Genomic DNA, 22561 nt, shown 5'->3' on the forward strand with positions numbered 1-22561 from the left:
TGTGCGCATGACGAATGACGGGGGACAGGCGGAGGAGCCCACCAGCTATGCGCTGCGGCCACCGCACGCACCGGCACCATCGTCCGGACCGCCCACCGAGCGGGCACCGGTACCCGGGCCGGCGGCGCCCGCCCCGCCTGCTCCGGTGCCGCCCGTTCCCGGACAGGTACGGCCCGGAGCGGAGCTGCCCGAACAGGGCGCCGGCCGTCTCCTCGGCGGCCGCTACCGGCTCGTCGGGCGGCTGGGAGCCGGCGGCATGGGCACCGTCTGGCGGGCCCACGACGAGGTCGTCGACCGGGACGTCGCCGTCAAGGAGCCCCGGGTGCCCGACCATCTGGGCGCGCGGGACCGCGAGATCGTCCATCTGCGGATGCAGCGCGAGGCGCGGGCCGCGGCCCGGATCGACCATCCCTCCGTCGTCACCGTGCACGACGTGGTCGTCGAGGACGCCAAGCCGTGGATCGTGATGGAGCTGGTGCGCGGTCAGTCGCTCGCCGATCTGCTCCAGGAGGGCACCCTCGACCCGCGCGAGGCGTCACGGATCGGCCTCGCCGTCCTGGGCGCGCTGACCGCCGCGCACGGCGCGGGCGTCCTGCACCGTGACGTCAAACCCGCCAACGTGCTGCTGGGCCGCGGGGACCGGGTCGTCCTCACCGACTTCGGCATCGCGCAGGTGGAGGGCGAGGAGGGGCTCACCGAGACCGGTGCGTTCGTCGGCTCGCCCGAGTACATCGCGCCGGAACGGGTGCTGGGGCAGCGCCCGGGCCCCGAGTCCGACCTCTGGTCGCTGGGCGTCGTGCTGTACGCGGCGGTGGAGGGCGTCTCCCCGTACCGCCGCTCGCACACCCCGGCGACGCTGCAGGCCGTCCTGTCGGCGGAACCGCAGATGCCGGCCCGCGGCACGGGGGCCTTCGGCACGCTGGTGATGCAGCTGCTGCGCAAGGACCCCGCGGCGCGGCCGTCGGCCGCGGAGATCCGGCAGACCCTGGAGTCCCTCGCCGCCCCGCAGCCCGTCCCCTCCACCGCCACCCGGCTGTACCCGGGAGGCGCGGACGCCGGCGGGAGCCGCTGGCTGCCGCCGGCGCTGCACGGCAACCGCCGCGCCCAGTCCGCCCTCGGCGGCGGGCTGCTGGCGGTGGTCGTCGCGCTCGTCCTGCTGTTCGCCAATCCGTTCTCGGGCGGCGGTCTGCCCGAGGGCTGGCAGTCCAGGCCGGAGACGGAGGTGCTCAAGGCGGACGTGACCGTGCCGAAGGAGTACCAGCGTCACGAGGAGAGCGACGACGGGCTGGTGTGGTTCGGCGACCCCAGCGGCGTCTTCGCCATCGACTTCTGGCACCGGGGACCCGCCGTCGACGACGCCGACGATCCCGGTGCGGACATCGCCGCCCGCAAGGCGTATTACGAGAAGGGCGGCGCGAGCGCCACCCAGATGAAGGACGCGACCGTCACCTCCGAGGAGGTCACGCACCAGGGCCGCAAGGCCTTCGAGATGACCGTCGACTACGTGCCGTACTCCGCCACGGAGGACGACCCGCGGCACGAGCAGTTCCGGGAGCTGTGGATCCCCGGGAAGACCAAGGACTCGGTGTACTGGCACGTGCGGATCGAGATGCCCGCGGCCGGGCAGGCCGCGCGGGACGGGGAGAAGATTTTCGAGCAGGTGACGGAGGGGCTCAAGATTCACTCCTCCTGACCCGGGCGGCGGAAGGTAGGCCCTGATCAGCGGTTATCTAGCCAGTAGACACTGGCTTGGTTGGCGGGTGGTCGCGGAAGGGCGTTGTGAGGACCGTGAAAAGCTGTTACCCACGGGTACCCAAAGCATCCGGGCCGACGTACTCTCGCCCTCATGACGGACTCGCAGGCCTCCACGTCCACCTCCGCCGCCGCTGTCGGCACCAACCCGGTGGCCGTCGCGCCCGCGGGTGTGCGCACGGCCGCCGATGTCGTGACCCCCGAGGTGATCGCCCAGCTGACCCGTGGCGTCGTCGGCTCCGGCCGGACGGCCAACCACACGCCCTTCACCGGCGAGAAGCTGGCCGACCTGCCCGAGTCCACCCCCGAGGACGTGGCGACCGCCTTCGACCGGGCCCGCGCCGCCCAGCCCGCCTGGGCCGCGACGCCCGTCCGGGCCAGGGCCGCCGTGCTGCTGCGCTTCCACGACCTCGTCATCAGCCGCCAGTCCGAGGTCCTCGACCTCATCCAGCTGGAGACCGGCAAGGCCAGGCTGCACGCCCACGAGGAGGTGCAGGCCGTCGCCGTCGCCGCCCGGCACTACGGCCGCAGGGCCGCCGCGTATCTGAAGCCGAAGCGGCACACCGGTGTCGTACCGACCCTCACCAAGGTCACCGAGCTGCGCCAGCCGCGCGGTGTCATCGGCCAGATCGCCCCGTGGAACTACCCGCTGGAGCTGTCCGTCGGTGACGCGCTGCCCGCGTTCGTCTCCGGCAACGCCGTGGTGATGAAGCCCGACACGGAGACCGCGCTGACCGCGCTGTGGGCCCGTGACCTGCTGATCGAGGCCGGACTTCCGGCCGAGGTGTTCCAGGTCGTGCTCGGGGACGGACCCGTCGTGGGCCCCGAGGTCGTCAAGCACGCCGACTACGTCTCGTTCACCGGCTCCACCCGCACCGGCCGCGAGGTCGCCCAGGGTGCCGCGGCCCGGCTCGTCGGCGTCTCGCTGGAACTCGGCGGCAAGAACGCCATGCTGGTCCTGAAGGACGCCGACGTGGAGAAGGCCGCCGCCGGCGCCGTCCGCGCCTGCTTCTCCTCCGCCGGCCAGCTCTGCATCTCCATCGAGCGGCTGTACGTCCACGAGTCGGTCGCCGACGACTTCGTGGAGCGGTTCGCCGCCCGGACGAAGGCGATGCGGCTCGGCAACTCCCTCGCGTACGGCGCCGACATGGGATCGCTCGTCGGCGAGCGCCAGCTGGAGACCGTCAGCCGGCATGTCGCGGAGGCCGTCGAGAAGGGCGCGAAGCTCGTCGCCGGCGGCGTCGCCCGCCCCGACATCGGCCCGCTGTTCTACGAGCCGACCATCCTCGACGGCGTCGAGGCCCCGATGGCCGTCTGCGGCGAGGAGACCTTCGGACCCGTCGTCTCCCTCTACCGCTTCAGCGACGAGGACGAGGTCGTCGCGCTGGCCAACGCCACCCCGTACGGCCTCAATTCGAGCGTCTGGACCAAGGACGGCAGGCGCGGCCACCAGGTCGCCGCCCGGCTGCGGACCGGCACGGTCAACATCAACGAGGGATACGCCCCGGCGTACGGCAGCGTGCAGTCCCCGATGGGCGGCATGAAGGACTCCGGCCTCGGCCGCCGCCACGGCTCCGAGGGCATCCTCAAGTACACCGAGGCGCAGACCGTCGCCCAGCAGCGGCTGATCCCGCTGGCCCCGTCCTTCGGGATGGACGACGCGAAGTACGCCGCCTTCATGAACCGCAGCCTCAAGGCCATGAAGGCCTTCCGCCTGCGCTGAACCCCCGCACCACTTCTGTCCTTTTCGTACCGAGGAGTGCCATGTCCCAGGACAGCCCTGCCCAGAATCAGGCCGGAGCGGCCGGTGCGGCCGACGACGACGCCGCGTACGACTACGACGTCCTGATCGTCGGTTCGGGCTTCGGCGGCGCGGTCTCGGCGCTGCGGCTGTCCGAGAAGGGGTACCGGGTCGGAGTCCTGGAGGCGGGCCGCCGCTTCACGCCCGGCACCCTGCCCAAGAACTCCTGGGACCTGAAGAACTACCTCTGGGCCCCCGCGCTCGGCCTCTTCGGCATCCAGCGCGTGCACCTGCTCGGCAAGGTGATGGTGCTGGCCGGTGCGGGCGTCGGCGGCGGCTCGCTGAACTACGCCAACACGCTGTACGTCCCGCCGGCGCCGTTCTTCGAGGACCGGCAGTGGGCGCACATCACCGACTGGCAGGACGAGCTGAAGCCGTACTACGACCAGGCCAAGCGGATGCTCGGGGTCCGGCTCAACCCGACGATGACGCCGTCCGACGTCCACCTCAAGGCGACCGCCGAGGTCATGGGCGTCGGCGACACCTTCCACCTCGCCCCGGTCGGGGTCTTCTTCGGCGACGGCGAGGACGCCGACGGCACGGCGAGGGCGAAGCCCGGCGGCACGGTCGCCGACCCGTACTTCGGGGGTGCGGGACCGGCCCGCAAGGCCTGCACCGAGTGCGGCGAATGCATGACCGGCTGCCGGCACGGCGCCAAGAACACCCTCAACGAGAACTACCTCCACCTCGCCGAGAAGGCCGGAGCGGTCATCCACCCGATGACGTCCGTCGTCGCGGTCACGGACGACCCGGACGGCGGCTACCGCGTCTCCACCGTGCCGACCGACCGCCGCAAGAAGGCAACGCCCACGCGGCTGCGCGCCCGCAAGGTGGTCGTCGCGGCGGGCACGTACGGCACCCAGACCCTGCTGCACACCATGAAGGACCAGGGACAGCTGCCCCGGCTCTCCGCCCGCCTCGGCGAGCTGACCCGGACCAACTCCGAGGGTCTCGTCGGCGCGCAGACCTCCGACCGCCGCTACCGCAGGAAGCACGGCACCAAGGCCGACTTCACCAGGGGCGTCGCCATCACCTCGTCGATCCACCCCGACGAGAACACCCACATCGAACCGGTCCGCTACGGCAAGGGATCCAACGCGATGGGCGGCATGACCATCCTCCAGGTGCCGTACAGCAGCCGCCGGGTGCTGGCCTGGTTCGGCAACCTGGCCAAGCACCCGACGCTCGCGATGCGCTCGCTCTCCAACCGCCGGTGGTCGGAGCGGACCATCATCGGGCTCGTCATGCAGTCGCTGGACAACTCCCTGACCGCCTACCGCAAGCCCCGGGGCATCGGCAAGGGCCTGCTCACCGCCCGCCAGGGCCACGGCGCGCCCAACCCGACGCAGATCGCCGAGGCGACGCAGAGCGCGACGCTGCTCGCCGAGGAGATCAACGGCTTCCCGGGCTCCAACATCGGCGAGCTGATGGGCACCCCGCTCACCGCGCACTTCCTCGGCGGCTGCCCGATCGGCGCGAGTGCCGACGAGGGGGTCATCGACCCGTACCACCGGCTGTTCGGCCACCCGGGCATCTCGGTCGTCGACGGTTCCGCGGTCTCCGCCAACCTCGGCGTCAACCCGTCGCTGACGATCACCGCGCAGGCGGAGCGGGCCATGTCCTTCTGGCCCAACAAGGGCGAGCGGGACCCGCGCCCGGCGCAGGGCGAGGAGTACGAGCGGCTGGCGGCGGTCGAACCGCAGGCGCCGGCCGTCCCGAAGGAGGCGTTCGGCGCGCTGAGGCTGCCGTTCCTGGGGATGCCGGCGGTGCCGCCGAAGAAGGTCACGGAGAAGGAGCCCACGAAGGCGGAGTAGCCGGGGCCGGACAGCAGAAGGGGCTGCACCCCCCTCCGAGTGCAGCCCCTCCCGCTCAACCGGTGAAGCCGCGTGACGGATGTGACCGGTGGTTCCGCATGCATGACCTGCAGAGGGACCCAATGGTTGTCCCCGAGTTCACATAATCCTTATGTGATGCCCATCACGTCCGTGCGCGGTGCTCCCCGGGTGACGTGCTCAATCCGTGACCTGGGTCCGCGCAACTGTTCCCGCGGTCCCGGGGTCGAACTCGTATCGCTGCGCCGCAGCCGTACAGCTCCCGACCCCAGAAGGCCCCGCGATGAGAAGCACGACCCCGAGAGCCGCCGCGCGCCGTGTCGCGGGCGCTCTCGCCGCCGTCGGCCTGCTGGCCGCCGGATCGCTCGCCCTGGGCGCCCCGGCCCGTGCCGCCGGTCCCGTCATGGGCTTCGGCGGCCCCGCCGAGACCGCCCTGCACCCGTACCCGGCGACCGGCGCACCGCAGGGGACCTCCCTCGCGATCACCGTCGACAACCCGCTGCGGGACGAGGAGCACGGCGGCTTCACCGGCGCGTACACGGTGACCTTCGACCTCGGCGGCATCGTGGGCGTCGCCGACGCCGGGTTCGGCACGGACGGCCGTGCGGACGGCGGTACGGACTGCACGGTCACCGGTACCACCGGCGTGTGCCACGGCGAGGGCCTCGCACCCGGGCCGAACCCGCTGCCCGAGCTCCGCGTCACCGCCGCGGAGGGCAGCGAGGAGGGGGACTCCGGGACCGTCGGGGTCACCGGCACGGCGGACGGCGTGACCTTCGCCCCGTTCACCACGCGGATCGGGATCGGCGGCCCCGACCTGGTGATGAGGCGGGCCGAGCTGAAGCGGGAGCTCGTCCCCGGCCAGACCCAGCCGGTCCCGCTGGCGTTCAGCAACGACGGAACCCGCGCCGCCGACGGCGTCCTGCTCACGCTCGTCTACACGCGCGGCATCGAGTTCACCGAGCGGTACGAGAACTGCGTGTACAGCGAGGACGACGGCGGCCTGGGCTTTACCGTCCGGACCACGGCACTCTGCTCGGTCGAGGGCAGCTTCGAGGCGGGCGCCGCCTACGAACTCGCCGAACCGCTGACCCTCAGGGCCACCCGGCGCGCCTACCGGGACACCTTCGTCTACCGCGTCGACGAGGGCGGTCCTGGCGTGCGCGCCGCCGAACGCTCCGGCGCGCGATCCGCACCGGGCAGCAAGGGGAACGTGCTCGCGCTCACCGAACTCCCCGCCGCCCGCTCCGCCGATCTCGCCCCCGGCGACAACCAGCAGGAGAACGCCTTCAGCACCGCGAACACCGCCGACTTCGTCGCGTACGGCGACACCGCGGACGGCATGGTGGGCAGCACCGTCGAGGCCGACATCGGCTTCCGCAACGAGGGGCCCGCCTGGATCGGCGGCCTCGATGCGGGCGAGCCCGCCGCCACGGTCGACTTCACCGTCCCCCGCGGCGCCTCGGTCACCGGGTGGCCGGACGCCTGCCGGGGTGTGACGGCCGACGGGCGGTCCCGCGAGCAGCAGGCGGGCGCCCCGCGCTACCGGTGCACGGCCCCGGCGGCCGTCCGGGAGGACGGCGGCCTCGGGCTGCACTTCGACCTGCGGATCGTCGAGGCCGTCACGGGGGCCTCCGGGAGGGTCGAGGTGCGGGGCGCGGGAGACGCGCCGCTGCCGTTCGACCCGGACCGGAGGAACGACACCGCCGCCCTCGTCCTGAACGCGGACACCTCCGGCACGTCGGGCGGCGCAGGGTCCACCGGGGGCTCGGGGGACACGGGTCCCACCACGTCCGGGTCCACCGGGGGTTCGTCCGCCACCGGCGGTTCCGCCTCGTCCGGTTCGACCGGGACCACCGGACCGGCCGGCCCGGGGCCGCGGACCGGCGGCAGTCTCGCCGCGACCGGCACCGACGCGCTCACGGCCGCGGGTGCCGCGGCGGCCGCCCTGCTGGCGGGCGGGGTGCTGTACGTGAGCGGGCGGCGCACCGTCCGGTAGGCGGGGAACGCGCAAGGGCCCGTGGACCGGTTGTCCGGTCCACGGGCCCTTGGACACGGCAGGCTCCAGGCGTCCCTGGAGCCTGCCGTTTCTGAGGTGACCGGGCTGCTGTCCCCTGCCGACCGGTCACGCACGCCGGTGCGCGGTCCCACGGCGTACATGCAGTACGCCACACGCCCCGGCGGAGCCACGCGTGGTTCTGTTTCCCAAGCCGCCCCTGGCTGGCACGGACACCGGGACCAACGAAGCCGCGCCCGGACCGGTCACGCGCCGTACGGGTGAGAGTCCGCCCGAACTGGGATACGCCCGTACAGCCCTGCCGGCCCAAGGGGCGCCTGAGCTGCGGCGGGTCACACGCGGCCGCGGCACAGCTCCAGCAGGGTCATCGCGAGAGAGGTGCCGGGCCTGCCCAGCGCGTCCCGGTACTGGCCGAGCACCTCCATCTCGCGGGAGAGGCTGACCCGGCGGCCGCCGGAGGTGATCCGGGCCTCCTGGATGACGGTGGAGACGGCCATCCGTTCCTGGACGAGCCCGATGATCCGGTCGTCGAGCGAGTCGATGCGCGTCCGTGCGTCCGCGATCAGGGACGCGGCCTCGTCGGTGTGCGCACCGGTCACCTCGGTGGCGGTGCGGGCGGCTGTGGTGCTGCTCATGGCGGGTCTCCCGGTGGTGGGGTGCGGCTGCCCCCGGCCGACCGGGCCCGGAACGCCAGAACGCCCCGGGCCTGTCGGCCCGGGGCGCCTGGAACGTTGCTTGTCAGTTGCTCAAGCAGCACGACCATGGCAGCCGGCGGGCCGGGTGCCATAGGTAAAGACGAAGGTCGTGTGCTGACGCATGGGGAACAGTATGGACCCGGCCCCGGGCCCGGGCCAAAGGCGGGCCCGGATGGTGAGACGGCGGTGGCCGCGGGCGGTGCGTATCGGTGCGACGAGGGGCGCCCCGGGCCGCCGGTAGAATCGGGAGGACCGACCCCCTCTCCACCGCCGGAAGGCCGCCCCGTGCCAGCAGCACCCCCCGCCGCCCCCGACACCACCACCGACGTGGTCCTCGTTGTCGACTTCGGCGCCCAGTACGCCCAGCTCATCGCCCGACGGGTCCGTGAGGCCCGGGTCTACAGCGAGATCGTGCCGTCCACGATGCCGGTGGCCGAGATGCTGGCCAAGAACCCCCGGGCGATCATCCTGTCCGGCGGACCGTCCTCCGTGTACGCCGAGGGCGCGCCCTCGCTCGACCGGGCGCTGTTCGAGGCCGGGGTCCCCGTCTTCGGCATGTGCTACGGCTTCCAGCTGATGGCGACCACGCTCGGCGGCACCGTCGACGACAACGGTGCCCGGGAGTACGGCCGTACCGCGCTCTCCGTCTCCAAGTCCGGCTCGACGCTCTTCGAGGGCACGCCGGACCAGCAGTCGGTGTGGATGTCGCACGGCGACGCCTGCTCCGCCGCCCCCGAGGGCTTCACCGTCACCGCGTCCACGGACGTCGTCCCGGTCGCCGCCTTCGAGAACGACGAGAAGAAGCTCTACGGCGTCCAGTACCACCCCGAGGTGCTGCACTCCACGCACGGCCAGCAGGTCCTGGAGCACTTCCTGTACCGCGGCGCGGGCATCGAGCCGACCTGGACGACGACCAACGTCGTCGAGGAGCAGGTCGCCGCGATCCGCGCCCAGGTCGGCGACAAGCGCGCCATCTGCGGTCTCTCCGGCGGCGTCGACTCCGCCGTCGCCGCGGCCCTCGTCCAGAAGGCCATCGGCTCCCAGCTCACCTGCGTCTACGTCGACCACGGCCTGATGCGCAAGGGCGAGACCGAGCAGGTCGAGAAGGACTTCGTGGCCGCCACCGGCGCCAACCTGAAGGTCGTCGACGCGAGCGAGCGCTTCCTGAAGGCGCTGGCCGGGGTCTCCGACCCGGAGACCAAGCGCAAGATCATCGGCCGCGAGTTCATCCGCGTCTTCGAGCAGGCGCAGCTGGAGATCCTCCAGGAGGACGGCCCCGAGGTCGCCTTCCTCGTGCAGGGCACCCTCTACCCGGACGTCGTCGAGTCCGGCGGCGGCACCGGCACCGCCAACATCAAGTCCCACCACAACGTGGGCGGGCTCCCCGACGACATCGAGTTCCAGCTCGTCGAGCCGCTGCGCCAGCTGTTCAAGGACGAGGTCCGGATGGTCGGCCAGGAGCTCGGCCTGCCCGAGGAGATCGTCCAGCGCCAGCCCTTCCCCGGCCCCGGACTCGGTATCCGGATCGTCGGCGAGGTCACCGAGGAGCGGCTCGACCTGCTCCGGGACGCCGACGCGATCGCCCGCGAGGAGCTGACCGCGGCCGGCCTGGACCGTGACATCTGGCAGTGCCCGGTGGTCCTCCTGGCGGACGTCCGCAGCGTCGGCGTCCAGGGCGACGGCCGCACCTACGGCCACCCGATCGTGCTGCGCCCCGTCTCCTCCGAGGACGCCATGACGGCGGACTGGTCGCGACTGCCGTACGAGACGCTCGCCAAGATCTCCACCCGCATCACCAACGAGGTCGCCGACGTCAACCGCGTGGTGCTCGACATCACGAGCAAGCCGCCGGGGACCATCGAGTGGGAGTGATCCCCACTCCGACCGTCACGCCGATGCCGCCGTCCGTACCCACGGGCGGCGGCATCGCCGCGTTCCCGGCCCGAATCGATCGCGGATCCCTCTGGCCACCTGCGGCAACCGGCGGTAACTTCCGATCCCGTACGTCTGATCCCGTACGCCGGGGAGCCCCGAGGAGCCGCCATGACCGAGCCCACACCCATACCCGTGGACCAGCTCCACTTCGCGATGCCGCCCGTGCACACCTCCCTCGACGAGGAACGCACGTACCGCAAGGAACGCCTGGCCGGGGCGCTGCGCCTGTTCGGTGAGTACGGGTACGAGGACGGGGTCTCCGGGCACATCACGGCCCGCGACCCCGAATTCGCCGACTGCTTCTGGGTCAACCCCTTCGGCGCACCCTTCGACGGGCTGCGGCCGGACGAGCTGATCCTGGTGAACGGCGAGGGGCAGGTCGTCGAGGGGCGCCACCACGTCAACCAGGCGGCGTTCGCCGTCCACGCGCAGGTGCACCGAGCCCGCCCGGACGTCGTCGCCGTCGTGCACACCCACTCCGTGCACGGCAGGGCACTGGCCGCGCTCGGTGAGCTGGTGGAGCCCATCACCCAGGAGGCCTGCGCCTTCTACGAGGACCACGCGCTGTACGACGCGTACACCGGGGTCGTCGTGGACGAGGAGGAGGGGCGCCGGATCGCGGCCGCGCTGGGGGCCCGCAAGGCGATCGTCCTGCGCAACCACGGGCTGCTGACCGTGGCCGACTCGGTGGACGCGGCGGCCTGGTGGTTCCTCGCGCTGGAGCGGTCCTGCCAGGTCCAGCTGGCCGCGCGGGCGGCCGGGAAGCCGGTCCTGATCGAGCACCGGGACGCCGTCACCACCCGCGAACAGCTCGGCAGCGACCTGGTCGCCTGGATCAATTACCAGCCGCTGTGGCGCCGTATCTCTCGAACGTTCTGACGATCCCGCCCGCCCGGTGTGCCCCGATGCGGGAACCGCCCGTACCGTACGGCACAATTCGCAGCAATCGCAGCTGAGTTGGGTTGATCATCAGCTGTACCGGGGTGGGAAAGGGCGGCGTTCTCCGTGGCGTTGGACGAGGCGGGACAGACCACGCACGGCGGTGGCTGCACGTGCGGCGACTGCCCGCACGGAGCGCGTCAGGGACACCGGCGCGCGGTGGCCGCCTTCCTGGCCAAGCGGGACGAACTCGCCGCGGGTCAGGGGCTTCCCGCCGGGGTCGCCCAGTCCCCGTCCGCGACCCGGCAGTGGGTCTCGGACGAGCTGACCCAGTCCGCGCGCGCCGTCGCCGACCGCGGCCGCGAGGCCGGGGACGCCTGGCTGTACCGGGTGTGGCAGCGCACCCTGGTCGTCGTGTGGGGCGCGGTCGCCGTGCTCGCGGTCGCCGAGGCCGCCACCGCGATCGGTGCGGGCTGGTCCCACGCCCGTACCGCCGGCCTGGTCGCCGGGGTGGTCACCGCCGGGCTGCTGACCGCAGCCGCACACCTCCACCGGGCGCGCGGCGGCCTCCTCGCCCCGCTGATCGGCGAGGACAACCGGCTCTCCACCTCCCGCGCGGTCGCCGCGTCCTGGGTGCTGCTCGCCGTCTTCTCGGTGCTCGTCCTCGCTTTCCAGCTGGCGGGCGCCTCCGGCCACGCGCAGCGCGACGCCCTGATCGAGGGCCTCGACCTGGCGCGCGGCGCCGGTGTGGTGACCGTGCTGGCGCTGGTGTGCGCCATCGCGGTGGTCGTCCGGCGGGTGGTGGGCGTACGGGTGCTGTCCGGGCGGCTGCAGAAGCTGCGGGCCGACCGGCCGCGCGCCGCCGACCTGCTCACCGACGACTCCGGGCGCGGCGGGTTCACCGATGTGCAGTACGTGCTGGTGTCCACGGTCGCGGTGGTCTTCGCCGCGGTCCGCCTCGCCCGCCGGCCCGAGCAGCTGCCCGATCTGCCGTGGGGGCTCGCCCTGCTGGTGGCCGTGTCGGCGGCGGCCTACTTCGCCGGGAAGTACACCGAGGGCGGCCGGCCCGTGGTGCTGTCGGTGGTCCGGGCCCGGGAGGCCGGTGACCTGGACGCGCCGATCCGTACCGGTGACGACATCGAGATCCGCGGCGCGGGCTTCGTGCCGCCCGGAGCCGGGGCGCCGGACCGGCTGGCCCGCATGGTCGTGCGGATCGGCCCCGTCCACGTACACGTCCCGATGGTCCCGGTCACCGGCGGCTTCGCCAACCCGACCGACACCGTGCTGACCGTGCCGGTGCCGGTGGAGGTGGAGCCCGGGGTGGTCGAGGTGCAGGTGGTGACGGCATCGGGCGCGGAGTCGAACCGGGTCGCGATCGACGTGACCGACTGAGCCCCGGCCCGCCCGCCGTTCGACCCGATGGCCGAACCCGACCGCGCACCTGGTGAGCCGGGCGTTCGGCGCGTACGTATGGTCTGGTGACGGATCGAACGGTCCGGCGAGGGTCGAATGACTCTGTGGGCGGACCCGGTGGTCCGGCGGGCAGAGCTGCGGAAGGCGGGACAACCATGCACGGGTACGGCACGAACGGGCGCGGTCTGGGCGAGGCCAGGAGCCTGCGGGAGCTGGCGCGGGAACATGCCCTGCTGCCCCTGCGGATCTTCCTCGGCGTCACCTTCATCTACGCCGCACTCGACAAGCTCACCGACAGCGCGTTCTTCCACGCCACCGGACCGGGATCCGTCGGCGAGCAGATGACCGCCGTCCGCGACTCCGCCGCGATCCCGGCCCTCGTCGACCTCGCGCTGAAGAGCCCGTCCGGCTTCGGGTACGCCATCGCCTTCGGTGAGCTCGCCGTCGGCATCGGCACCCTGCTGGGCCTGTGGAGCCGGATCGCCGCGCTCGGCGGTGCGCTGATCTCGCTCAGCCTGTGGCTGACCGTCAGCTGGCAGGTCTCGCCGTACTACCTCGGCAACGACCTGATCTACCTCATGGCCTGGCTGCCGCTGCTGCTCGGCGGGGCCGCCTCGTTCTCCGTGGACGCGGTCCTCGCGACCCGGCGGCGCCGGATGCGGTAGGCGATCCACGTCACCACGGCCGACAGCCACAGCCCGCCGACCAGGAGAGGGATGAAGAAGGCCCACGGCGGGTCCCAGGCGTCGGCCGCCTCCGCCGCGTACCCGGCGGCCAGCGCCAGCATCACCACACCCGCGACGGCCCGTCCGGGCCGGAACTCATGACGCAGCACGGGTGACCTCCACCTGTCCGATGCCGACTTCCAGATCGAGCGAGAGCGTGCCGGCCGGCTTCGTGCCCGCGGCCGGCCGCAGGGTCCTGCGCTCGTCCTGCGAGGGACGGATGTCGATGTCCCCATGGCGCGCCTCGCCCGGCACGTTGATGTCACCGAGGCCCGCGCGTGCGCGCAGCTTCACCGTGACGTCCTTCGGCACCCGCACGACGACCCGGCCCGCACCGACCTCCACACCGGTGGCGAGGGTGCCGCCCTTCGGCAGGGCGACCCTTGTGAGGTCCAGGTCCGCCACCCCGGAGCCCACCTCGTAGCGCGGCTGCACGGCGGCGACCGAGGCCGGCCGCCACTCCTTGCGCACCCAGTGCGCGGTGATCTCGTCGGGCAGCGCGGACGCGCCCGCCAGCAGAAGCGCCGTGAGCACCGCGAGCAGCAGGGTGCCGAAGCCGGTCCGGCCGACGAAGGAACTGACCAGCAGCCCGACGGCGAACACCGCGAGCGCCGCGGCCAGACCGATCTGCAGACTCGTGCCGAACGGCTGGGAGTCCCAGCGCAGCCGCGCGCCCAGATAGCCCGCCAGCACCGCGAGCAGGAAGACCGCACCGGCGATCGACGTCGGCTCCTCGCTCCGGCGCGAGCGCCCGGGCCCGCGGAACGGGTCCTCGGCCGTCGCCCCCCGCGGCCGCGCGGCCGACCTGCCGCCCAGCACGGTGTCCGAGGGACCCCACAGATAACCCGGCCCCGGCGGCCCCGTCGTCCCGTCCTTCACGATCGGGTCCCGCCACCAGGACGGGCCCGACGGGGTCGGCGGCGCCTTCACCTCGGGCGGCGCGTCCGACACCGCCCGCTCCGCCGCCGGATGCACCCCCTCCTGCGGATCCGCCGTCCTGCGGTGCTGCGTCCAGACCGTGAAACCGATGACCGCGACCGAGAGCATCGCCGAGAACGCCAGCGTGCCGCTGTTGCCCAGCATGGACAGGAACAGACCGCAGCCGATCAGCGCGCACAGCACCGCGATCAGGGAGGCCCCCTCGACCCGGCCCGACAGCAGCCGGCGCGCCTCGTTCTCCTCCTCGCCCTCCAGCGGGATCAGCAGCCAGGCGAAGCCGTAGAAGATCAGCCCGATGCCGCCGGTCACGGAGAGCACGCCGAGCACGATCCGGAAGATCACCGGATCGACGTTGCAGTACCGGCCGAGCCCGCCGCACACCCCGGCCACCACTTTCTGCCGCGGGCTGCGGTGCAGCCGCGGTACGGGCCCGGGGGGCGTTGCGACGCCGGGCGGCGCATCCTGGGGAACGGTCATGGCTCCATGGTGACGGGCCGCGGTCCCTTCCGGCACCCGCCCCGACCCTGGCCGGTCCCTGATATTGGTCCGCCCGACCCTCAGGGGCTCCGCCGCCCCCGCCGGCCCGTCTCAGGGTGGAAGTGGGGGCCGACCCTGATGCCACCACCCGTACCGGCGTGTGACGATCGGGGCATGCCAGCCGCCACGCCCCGAGCCGCAAGCTCCCTCGCCCCCGACCCGGAGGAGCCGCCCCAGCGCAAGCTGTACCGCAGCGCCGACGGACGGCTGCTCGGCGGCGTCGCGCGCGGTCTCGCCGGACACCTCGGGCTGCCGGTCGCCTGGGTGCGGTTCGTCTTCCTCGGCCTGTTCTTCGCGGACGGCCTCGGCGCGCTCCTGTACGCGGTGTTCTGGATCGTGGTCCCGCTCGGCGTCGGCGGCGTGGACGGCCCGCGGTCCGTCTTCGAGACCGCCCCCGACGGCACCCGACGGCTCCGCAAACCCGACAAGGGCCAGGTCTTCGCCCTCATCGCGCTGCTCATCGGCGCCCTGATCTTCGTCGGCAACGTCGACATGGGCAGCAAGGCCGACCGCTACATCTGGCCCACCCTGCTGATCGGCGCCGGTTCCGTCCTGGTGTGGCGCCAGGCCGACAACGCCCGCCGCGCCCGCTGGATGGAGGTCGGCAGCCGCCGCCGCGTCCTGCACCTGGCGCGCGGGCTGGCCGGGGTCGCCCTGGTCGGCCTGGGGCTGGCCGGCTTCATGGTCGTCCGCGGCTCCGCCGCCCAGCTCGGCAACGTCATCACCGCGGCCATCGCCGTGCTCACCGGCATCGCTCTGCTGGCCGGCCCCTATCTCGTCCGGATGACCCAGGACCTCTCCGAGGAACGCCTGATGCGCATCAGGGCCCAGGAGCGTGCCGAGGTCGCCGCCCACGTCCACGACTCAGTCCTGCACACCCTCACCCTGATCCAGCGCAACGCGGAGGACGCCGGCGAGGTCCGCCGGCTGGCCCGTGCCCAGGAGCGCGAGCTCCGCAACTGGCTGTACAACCCCGAGGGCACCGGCAAGGACGAGGGCGACGAGCCGGAGACCCTGGCCGAGGCCGTCAAACGCGCCGCCGCCGAGGTCGAGGACAAGCACGGCGTCCCGCTGGAGGTCGTCGTCGTCGGCGACTGCCCGCTGGACGAGAAGCTGACCGCACAGATGCAGGCCGCACGCGAGGCGATGGTCAACGCCGCCAAGTACGGTGGCGAGGGCGGCGCCGTACAGGTCTACGCGGAGGTCGAGGGCCGCACGGTCTTCGTCTCGGTGCGTGACCGCGGTCCGGGATTCGACCTGGATTCCGTACCGGGGGACAGAATGGGCGTCAGAGAGTCGATCATCGGCCGGATGCAGCGCAACGGCGGTACCGCCCGGCTGCGTTCGGTGCCCGGCGGGGGCACGGAAGTCGAGCTGGAGATGGAGAGGACGAGCGATGAACGGGACCACTGAGGCGACCGGGGGCCACGAGGGCCCGGAGCGCCGGGTACGAGTCGTGCTCGTCGACGACCACCGGATGTTCCGCACCGGCGTACAGGCCGAGATCGGCCGCACCGAGGAGACCGGGGTCGAAGTCGTCGGCGAGGCGGCCGACGTCGACCAGGCGGTCACCGTGATCACGGCGACCCGCCCCGAGGTCGTCCTCCTCGACGTGCACCTCCCGGGCGGCGGCGGCGTCGAGGTGCTGCGCCGCTGCGCCCCCTTCATGGGCGCGGCCGAGAACCCGGTGCGGTTCCTCGCACTGTCCGTCTCGGACGCCGCCGAGGACGTCATCGGCGTCATCCGCGGCGGCGCCCGCGGCTATGTCACCAAGACGATCACCGGCGCCGACCTGGTCGACTCGGTCTTCCGGGTCCAGGACGGCGACGCGGTGTTCTCGCCCCGGCTGGCCGGCTTCGTCCTCGACGCCTTCGCCTCCACGGACGCGCCGCCGGTCGACGAGGACCTCGACCGGCTGACGCAGCGCGAGCGCGAGGTGCTGCGGCTGATCGCCCGCGGCTACGCGTACAAGGAGATCGCCAAGCAGCTGTTCATCTCGGTGAAGACGGTCGAGTCGCACGTCTCGGCGGTGCTGCGCAAGCTCCAGCTCTCCAACCGGCACGAGCTCACGCGCTGGGCGACGGCCCGACGGCTGGTCTGAGCCCCGGGTCGTTCAGGCCACCCGGGCCGCTCCCGCGAAGGGCATCTGGTCGATCGGCGCGATGCGGACCGGGGCGCCCGGCCGCGGGGCGTGGATCATCTGGCCGTTGCCGATGTACAGGCCGACGTGACTGATGCCCGAGTAGAAGAACACCAGGTCACCGGGGGCGAGTTCGGAGCGCGGGACGCGCTGCCCCGCATTGATCTGGGTGTACGTGGTCCGGGGGAGCGAGACGCCCGCGGCGCGCCAGGCGGCCTGGGTGAGCCCGGAGCAGTCGAACGAGGAGGGGCCGGTGGCGCCCCAGACGTACGGCTTGCCGAGCGCGGTGTACGCGAAGGCGACCGCTTCGGCGGCGCGGGCGTTGGGCGCCCGGCCGGCGCCGCGCGGGGCGCTGCGGTCGGCGTGGGCGTCGCCGCGGCCGCTCTCCGAGGCGTCGTAGGAGGCGCGCTCGGCAGGGGAGAGGCCGGCCAGCAGCCGCCTGGCCTCGGCGAGTCTGGCGCGGACCGTTGCCTTGTGCTTCTTCAGGGCCGCCTGGCGGGTGGCGAGTTCGGACAGCTGCCCGGCGGCCTCGGCGCGCACCTGCGCGACGTCGGCGACCTGGCGCTGCACGGTGCGGACCTCGGTGGCCCGCCGTTCGCCGGCCCGTTCCACGTACGAGGCGCGCTGGAGGTACTGGTCGGGGTCGGAGGAGAGCGCCAGCTGGAGCGCGGGGTCGAGGCCTCCCGCGCGGTACTGCGCGGCGGCGTACGAACCGAGGCCCTCGCGTGCGGCGTTGAGCCGCTCGGTCCTGCGGGCGGCCTCGTCCCGCAGCGCGTCCACGGACCTGGCGACGGCGGCCGCCTTCACCTTCGCGCCGTTGTACTGCTCGGTGGCGACCTCCGCCTCCCGGTACAGCCGGTCCACCTCGGCCCTCACCTGGGCGGTCGTCGGCGCCGGATCGGCGTGCGCGGATCCCGGCAGCGCGGCGGCGGTCGCGGCCCCGGCGAAGGCGAGCGTCGCCGCTGTGCGGGCTGCAGAGCCGGTGTAGGGGCGCTGCTTGGGTTTCCGGTGCGCTGCCACGAGGGCGGGCGTCCTTCCTTTCGACTGCCCGCCGGGGCCTACCGACGGGCCCGCCCGGTCCGGCGGTGGGCCGCCAACAGGGGGAGCGGCCCGCCGCCGGACCCCGGCGGGGTGACCGGGAACGCCGTCCGGGTACGGATCGGCGGTGTGCCGGTCACCTGGGAAGGGACGCTAAACCCGGGACACGGGAAAGAGTTGTAATGGCGCCTATTGTCTGAATTTGGCGTTGCGTTGTCGCCTGACGATCGGAAAAATTGCACCAGAGTAAGGCAATTGGTGCATTTATCGGTCAAGCGGTCACTAAGCCTCACCTGGCTGCGGAGTGCTGATATGGCCGGGGCTAGGCTCCGGAGCCATGCGTGTACTCATCGATGTCTTCGTCGCCCTGCACATCATCGGGATCGCCTCTCTGCTGGGCGGTTTCCTCACCCAGATGAAGGCGATGGGGGCGGGCACGGCACGGTTCGTCCCGGCCATGCTGCACGGCGCGCTGACCATGCTCGTCACCGGAATCGCCCTGGTCGGGCTCGACCAGGCCGACGACCACCCCGTGAACAACGTCAAGATCGGCATCAAGCTGCTGATCCTCGTCGTGATCCTCGGACTCGTCTACGTCAAGCGCGACGAGGAGAAGGTCGACAAGGGCCTCTTCGCGGCGGTCGGCGGACTGACGATCGTCAACATCTTCATCGCCACGCTCTGGACCTGAGCCGGATCACGGACACACGAAGGGCTGTGGCCCGGACCCCGGCGGTCCGGGCCACAGCCCTTCGTGTGCGGTGCCGTCCTAGCCCGGGCGCACGCTCCCGTAGATCGGCATGTAGTAGATCGACTCCTCGCGCACGTTCGCCCCCGGCTTCGGCGCGTGGATCATCATCCCGTCGCCCTTGTAGATGCCGACGTGGCTGATGTCGTCGTAGAAGAACACCAGGTCACCGGGTTGCAGATCCTCCGTGGCGATCCGGGTGCCCACATTGACCTGGTCCCAGGTGGTCCGCGGAATGTCGACGCCCGCGGCCTTCCAGGCGGCCTGGGTGAGCCCCGAGCAGTCGTACGAGGACGGGCCCGTCGCTCCCCAGACGTAGGGCTTGCCCATCTGCGCCCGGGCGAAGGCGAGGACCTTCTCGGCCTTGGTCGAGGCGTCGGCGTCCGAACCCGAACCTGTGCCGGTCCCGGTTCCGCTGCCCGTCCCCGTGCCGCTGCCGGCCTCCTTGGCGGCCTCCTCGGCCTTGCGCTCGGCCTCGGCCTTCGCGGCTGCCTGCTTCTTCGCCAGCTCCGCCGCCTTGCGCTTGGCCTCCGCCTCCTTCTTGCGCTCCAGCTCGGCCAGCCGCGCCTTCTCCTCGGCGGTCAGTTTCGACAGCAGTGTGCGGGCCTCGGTCAGCTTCGTCTGCACGTTCTGCTTGCTGGTGCGCAGCGTCGCCTGCGACTCGGTGAGCGTCTCCAGGCTCGCCACCGCCTCGGCCCGCTGCTTGGACGCCTTCGCCTGCTGCGTACGGAAGTCCGTGACGGCCTGCTGCTGGCGCTCGCCCATCCGGTCCATGAGGTGCGTCTGGTCGAAGAACGACTGCGGGTCGTTGGCCAGGAAGAAGGTGGCGGTCGGTGCAAGGGCGCCGTCGCGGTACTGGGCCGCGGCATAGGTGCCGAGCGTCCTGCGCGCCTCGTTCAGCTTCGCCGTGCGCGCGGCGACGTCGTCCAGGAGGGTGTCCACCTTGGCGCGCTGCCCGGTCGTCGCCTCCTTCGCCTGGTTGTACTGCTGGGTCGCCGTACCCGCCTGCCGGTACAGGTCGTCGACCTTCTTCTGCACGTCCTCGATGCTCGGCTTGGGCGCCGGGGCGGCCAGCGCGCTCTGCGAGGACAGCAGGGTCACCGAGGCCAGCGCGGCCGAGGTGAGCCCGACGGCCGGGGCGGTGGTGCGCACGCGGGTGCGTGGTTTGCGATGCGACGCCAAGGCCGGCATCTCCTTCCGTGGACCGCCTACCGGGTTAGCTGTCGGGTTCGGGCGGAACGGAAGGCTGCCCTACGGTCCTGGTGGGGGATGCGGACCGATTCACCCCGGTGTTGCGTGTGGGTCCCCGGTTCCGGACTTCTGCGGGAGCAGCCCGGATTCGGCGTGGACGCCCGCTCGGCGTGGATCGCCTCTGGGGGTACGGGCCGCCCGAACGAGCACGCTAGCCAACTCATGGTGTCCCTGTGAAGGTTGATGTTCGATATGCCCGATACATTTTCGTGACCTTGGCGTCGCGGGGTGTCGCGGGGCAGGTGGGGCCGGGGGACCGTCCACCCGGCGCGGTCGGGCACTCGCTCTGCGTGCCCGGCCGCGGGTGCGCTGTTCGTCACTCGGGCCCGGAGTGTCAGTGCGCACGCCTAGACTCGGGAGGCGATGAGCAGCCTCTTTGACGACAGCTTCCTGACCGGCCTCCAGCACACGGAGGAAGGGCCCCCGCCGCCCCCCGAGGACTCCGCACCCGAAGCGGTGCCGGAGGACCTCTTCGCGGGCGTGTTCGACGGCCCCCCGCCGCCCCGCGAGGCGTACTACCGCGACGGGGCACACCGCCCGGTCATCGACGCCGCCGCGCTGCTCGACGGGCTGAACACCGAGCAGCGCGCCGCCGTCGTGCACGCCGGGTCCCCGCTGCTCATCGTCGCCGGGGCCGGCTCGGGCAAGACCCGGGTGCTGACCCACCGCATCGCCCACCTGCTGGCCGAGCGCGGGGTGCACCCCGGCCAGATCCTGGCGATCACCTTCACCAACAAGGCCGCGGGCGAGATGAAGGAGCGCGTCGAGCAGCTCGTCGGCCCGCGGGCCAACGCCATGTGGGTGATGACCTTCCACAGCGCGTGCGTGCGGATCCTGCGCCGCGAGTCCAAGCGGCTCGGCTTCACCTCGTCGTTCTCGATCTACGACGCCGCCGACTCCAAGCGCCTCATGGCCCTGGTCTGCCGCGATCTCGACCTCGACCCGAAGCGTTTCCCGCCCAAGTCCTTCACGGCCAAGGTGTCGAACCTCAAGAACGAGCTGATCGACGAGGAGACCTTCGCCGGACAGGCGACGGACGGCTTCGAGAAGACGCTCGCCCAGGCCTACGCGCTCTACCAGGCCCGGCTGCGCGAGGCCAACGCCCTGGACTTCGACGACATCATCATGACGACGGTGCACCTGCTCCAGGCGTTCCCCGATGTCGCCGAGCACTACCGCCGCCGCTTCCGGCACGTCCTGGTCGACGAGTACCAGGACACCAACCACGCCCAGTACACGCTCGTACGGGAGCTGGTCGGCCCGTCCGGCGAGGCCGACGCCCCGGGCGAGCTGTGCGTCGTGGGTGACGCGGACCAGTCGATCTACGCCTTCCGCGGCGCGACCATCCGCAACATCCTCCAGTTCGAGGAGGACTACCCGGACGCGACCACGATCCTGCTGGAGCAGAACTACCGCTCCACGCAGACGATCCTGTCGGCGGCCAACGCGGTCATCGAGCGCAACGAGAGCCGCCGCCCGAAGAACCTCTGGACCAACGCCGGCAGCGGCGCCCGCATCACCGGCTACGTCGCGGACACCGAGCACGACGAGGCGCAGTTCGTCGCGGACGAGATCGACCGGCTCACGGACGCCGGGGACGCGAAGGCGGGAGACGTCGCCGTCTTCTACCGGACGAACGCCCAGTCCCGTGTCTTCGAGGAGATCTTCATCCGGGTCGGCCTGCCCTACAAGGTCGTCGGCGGAGTGCGCTTCTACGAGCGCAAGGAGGTCAGGGACGTCCTGGCCTACCTCCGGGTCCTGTCCAACCCCGAGGACACCGTCCCCCTGCGCCGCATCCTCAACGTGCCCAAGCGCGGCATCGGCGACCGGGCCGAGGCGATGATCGACGCCCTGTCGATGCGCGAGAAGATCTCCTTCCCGCAGGCACTGCGCCGGGTCGACGAGGCGTACGGCATGGCGGCCCGCTCGTCGAACGCGGTGCGGCGGTTCAACACCCTGATGGAGGAGCTCCGCACGATCGTGGAGTCCGGCGCCGGACCGGCGGTCGTGGTGGAGGCCGTCATGGAGCGGACCGGCTACCTCGCCGAACTCCAGGCGTCCACCGACCCGCAGGACGAGACCCGCATCGAGAACCTCCAGGAGCTCGCGTCCGTCGCCCTCGAGTTCGAGCAGGAGCGGGCGGAGGAGGAGGGCGCGGGCACGCTCGCCGAGTTCCTGGAGAAGGTCGCGCTCGTCGCCGACGCCGACCAGATCCCCGACGAGGACGAGGACGGCTCCGGCGTCGTCACGCTGATGACGCTGCACACCGCGAAGGGCCTCGAATTCCCGGTCGTCTTCCTGACCGGCATGGAGGACGGCGTCTTCCCGCACATGCGGGCGCTGGGCCAGGTCAAGGAGCTGGAGGAGGAGCGCCGGCTGGCGTACGTCGGCATCACGCGCGCCCGCGAGCGGCTCTACCTCACCCGCGCGGCGATGCGCAGTGCCTGGGGCCAGCCCTCGTACAACCCGCCGTCGCGGTTCCTGGAGGAGATCCCGGACCAGCACCTGGAGTGGAAGCGCAAGGGCCCGATGGCGGCCCCGGCGGGACCGACGTCCGGCATCACCTCGTCGCTCTCCGCGTCCCGCGCCCGCTCCGGCCCCTCGGGCTTCGCGACCCGGCGGACCTCGGACAAGCCGACGATCACGCTGGTGGCGGGCGACCGGGTCACCCACGACCAGTTCGGTCTGGGCACGGTGACGGCGGTCGAGGGCATCGGGGACCAGGCGAAGGCCACGGTCGACTTCGGGGACGAACGCCCGAAGAAGCTGCTGCTGCGGTACGCACCGGTCGAGAAGCTGTAGCGCGCGCCCGGGGCGCTCCGCGCTCCGGGCCCCGCCCTCCGGCCGCTGTCGTGCTCC

At 72.3% G+C, this 22561-nt stretch carries 17 protein-coding genes and 1 riboswitch; of the genes, 12 read left to right on the plus strand and 5 right to left on the minus strand.

The annotated features are described in order from the left end of the window. Positions 1-7 precede the first annotated feature (7 nt). The 4 genes from OG408_RS24180 to OG408_RS24195 all read left to right on the plus strand — a co-directional run bounded on the left by OG408_RS24180 (position 8) and on the right by OG408_RS24195 (position 7384). Positions 8-1693, plus strand: a complete 1686-nt coding sequence (locus OG408_RS24180; RefSeq protein WP_326671896.1) for a serine/threonine-protein kinase — start codon at positions 8-10, stop codon at positions 1691-1693. Between the two features lie 153 nt (positions 1694-1846). Beyond that, positions 1847-3475, plus strand: coding sequence for a succinic semialdehyde dehydrogenase (locus OG408_RS24185; RefSeq protein ID WP_326671898.1), 1629 nt, complete (start codon positions 1847-1849; stop codon positions 3473-3475). Between the two features lie 41 nt (positions 3476-3516). Further along, positions 3517-5367, plus strand: coding sequence for a GMC family oxidoreductase (locus tag OG408_RS24190; RefSeq protein WP_266781787.1), 1851 nt, complete (start codon positions 3517-3519; stop codon positions 5365-5367). A gap of 301 nt (positions 5368-5668) precedes the next feature. After that, positions 5669-7384, plus strand: a complete 1716-nt coding sequence (locus tag OG408_RS24195) for a peptidase (RefSeq protein ID WP_326671899.1) — start codon at positions 5669-5671, stop codon at positions 7382-7384. A gap of 350 nt (positions 7385-7734) precedes the next feature. Here OG408_RS24195 and OG408_RS24200 read toward each other — a convergent pair whose 3' ends face one another. Then, positions 7735-8037: a chorismate mutase gene (locus tag OG408_RS24200; protein WP_326671901.1), complete on the minus strand. Its 303-nt coding sequence runs from the start codon at positions 8035-8037 to the stop codon at positions 7735-7737. A gap of 345 nt (positions 8038-8382) precedes the next feature. Between OG408_RS24200 and guaA the strand changes: the two genes are divergently transcribed. From guaA to OG408_RS24220, 4 genes are all read left to right on the plus strand, one after another. Beyond that, positions 8383-9969, plus strand: coding sequence for a glutamine-hydrolyzing GMP synthase (guaA, locus tag OG408_RS24205; protein WP_266781793.1), 1587 nt, complete (start codon positions 8383-8385; stop codon positions 9967-9969). A gap of 171 nt (positions 9970-10140) precedes the next feature. Continuing rightward, positions 10141-10911: a class II aldolase/adducin family protein gene (locus OG408_RS24210; protein ID WP_266781795.1), complete on the plus strand. Its 771-nt coding sequence runs from the start codon at positions 10141-10143 to the stop codon at positions 10909-10911. Between the two features lie 126 nt (positions 10912-11037). Continuing rightward, a complete protein-coding gene (locus tag OG408_RS24215) occupies positions 11038-12303 on the plus strand; it encodes a hypothetical protein (protein WP_326671904.1) in 1266 nt (421 codons plus the stop codon). Positions 12304-12479: 176 nt separating this feature from the next. Beyond that, positions 12480-12989 (plus strand): DoxX family protein, encoded by a 510-nt coding sequence (locus tag OG408_RS24220; protein ID WP_266781799.1) that lies wholly within the window; start codon positions 12480-12482, stop codon positions 12987-12989. Here the strand turns inward: OG408_RS24220 and OG408_RS24225 are convergent. Together OG408_RS24225 and OG408_RS24230 are read right to left on the minus strand one after the other, a co-directional pair. Beyond that, positions 12896-13159 (minus strand): hypothetical protein, encoded by a 264-nt coding sequence (locus tag OG408_RS24225; protein WP_266781801.1) that lies wholly within the window; start codon positions 13157-13159, stop codon positions 12896-12898. The genes OG408_RS24220 and OG408_RS24225 overlap by 94 nt on opposite strands. Next, positions 13146-14465, minus strand: a complete 1320-nt coding sequence (locus OG408_RS24230; RefSeq protein ID WP_285564828.1) for a PspC domain-containing protein — start codon at positions 14463-14465, stop codon at positions 13146-13148. The genes OG408_RS24225 and OG408_RS24230 overlap by 14 nt, the downstream gene beginning before the upstream one ends. 174 nt (positions 14466-14639) lie before the next feature. Between OG408_RS24230 and OG408_RS24235 the strand changes: the two genes are divergently transcribed. Together OG408_RS24235 and OG408_RS24240 are read left to right on the plus strand one after the other, a co-directional pair. Next, the gene (locus tag OG408_RS24235; protein ID WP_266781805.1) at positions 14640-15938 is read left to right on the plus strand and encodes an ATP-binding protein; all 1299 of its coding nucleotides are present in this window, start codon (positions 14640-14642) and stop codon (positions 15936-15938) included. After that, positions 15922-16626, plus strand: coding sequence for a LuxR C-terminal-related transcriptional regulator (locus OG408_RS24240; protein ID WP_266781807.1), 705 nt, complete (start codon positions 15922-15924; stop codon positions 16624-16626). The genes OG408_RS24235 and OG408_RS24240 overlap by 17 nt, the downstream gene beginning before the upstream one ends. Before the next feature lie 12 nt (positions 16627-16638). Here the strand turns inward: OG408_RS24240 and OG408_RS24245 are convergent, their stop codons facing one another. Continuing rightward, positions 16639-17685: a C40 family peptidase gene (locus OG408_RS24245; protein ID WP_326671910.1), complete on the minus strand. Its 1047-nt coding sequence runs from the start codon at positions 17683-17685 to the stop codon at positions 16639-16641. Between the two features lie 355 nt (positions 17686-18040). Between OG408_RS24245 and OG408_RS24250 the strand changes: the two genes are divergently transcribed. Continuing rightward, positions 18041-18394 (plus strand): hypothetical protein, encoded by a 354-nt coding sequence (locus tag OG408_RS24250; protein ID WP_136327614.1) that lies wholly within the window; start codon positions 18041-18043, stop codon positions 18392-18394. A 78-nt stretch (positions 18395-18472) separates the two neighbouring features. Here the strand turns inward: OG408_RS24250 and OG408_RS24255 are convergent, their stop codons facing one another. Continuing rightward, the gene (locus OG408_RS24255; protein WP_266781812.1) at positions 18473-19642 is read right to left on the minus strand and encodes a C40 family peptidase; all 1170 of its coding nucleotides are present in this window, start codon (positions 19640-19642) and stop codon (positions 18473-18475) included. Continuing rightward, positions 19641-19806, minus strand: a riboswitch (cyclic di-AMP (ydaO/yuaA leader). (Overlaps the previous gene by 2 nt.) A gap of 259 nt (positions 19807-20065) precedes the next feature. Between OG408_RS24255 and pcrA the strand changes: the two genes are divergently transcribed. Then, positions 20066-22504, plus strand: a complete 2439-nt coding sequence (pcrA, locus tag OG408_RS24260) for a DNA helicase PcrA (protein WP_266781814.1) — start codon at positions 20066-20068, stop codon at positions 22502-22504. Positions 22505-22561 lie beyond the last annotated feature (57 nt).

The sequence above is a fragment of the Streptomyces sp. NBC_01257 genome, assembly GCF_035917255.1.
GTDB lineage: Bacteria > Actinomycetota > Actinomycetes > Streptomycetales > Streptomycetaceae > Streptomyces.

Excerpts from the sequence above, each read along its gene's own strand:
- OG408_RS24255 (WP_266781812.1), bottom strand. The coding sequence starts at position 19,642 with ATGCCGGCCTTGGCGTCGCATCGCAAACCACGCACCCGCGTGCGCACC.
- OG408_RS24250 (WP_136327614.1), top strand. The coding sequence starts at position 18,041 with ATGCGTGTACTCATCGATGTCTTCGTCGCCCTGCACATCATCGGGATC.
- pcrA (WP_266781814.1), top strand. The coding sequence starts at position 20,066 with ATGAGCAGCCTCTTTGACGACAGCTTCCTGACCGGCCTCCAGCACACG.
- OG408_RS24240 (WP_266781807.1), top strand. The coding sequence starts at position 15,922 with ATGAACGGGACCACTGAGGCGACCGGGGGCCACGAGGGCCCGGAGCGC.
- OG408_RS24235 (WP_266781805.1), top strand. The coding sequence starts at position 14,640 with ATGCCAGCCGCCACGCCCCGAGCCGCAAGCTCCCTCGCCCCCGACCCG.
- OG408_RS24180 (WP_326671896.1), top strand. The coding sequence starts at position 8 with ATGACGAATGACGGGGGACAGGCGGAGGAGCCCACCAGCTATGCGCTG.
- OG408_RS24210 (WP_266781795.1), top strand. The coding sequence starts at position 10,141 with ATGACCGAGCCCACACCCATACCCGTGGACCAGCTCCACTTCGCGATG.
- OG408_RS24190 (WP_266781787.1), top strand. The coding sequence starts at position 3,517 with ATGTCCCAGGACAGCCCTGCCCAGAATCAGGCCGGAGCGGCCGGTGCG.
- OG408_RS24230 (WP_285564828.1), bottom strand. The coding sequence starts at position 14,465 with ATGACCGTTCCCCAGGATGCGCCGCCCGGCGTCGCAACGCCCCCCGGG.
- OG408_RS24185 (WP_326671898.1), top strand. The coding sequence starts at position 1,847 with ATGACGGACTCGCAGGCCTCCACGTCCACCTCCGCCGCCGCTGTCGGC.
- OG408_RS24220 (WP_266781799.1), top strand. The coding sequence starts at position 12,480 with ATGCACGGGTACGGCACGAACGGGCGCGGTCTGGGCGAGGCCAGGAGC.
- OG408_RS24195 (WP_326671899.1), top strand. The coding sequence starts at position 5,669 with ATGAGAAGCACGACCCCGAGAGCCGCCGCGCGCCGTGTCGCGGGCGCT.
- OG408_RS24200 (WP_326671901.1), bottom strand. The coding sequence starts at position 8,037 with ATGAGCAGCACCACAGCCGCCCGCACCGCCACCGAGGTGACCGGTGCG.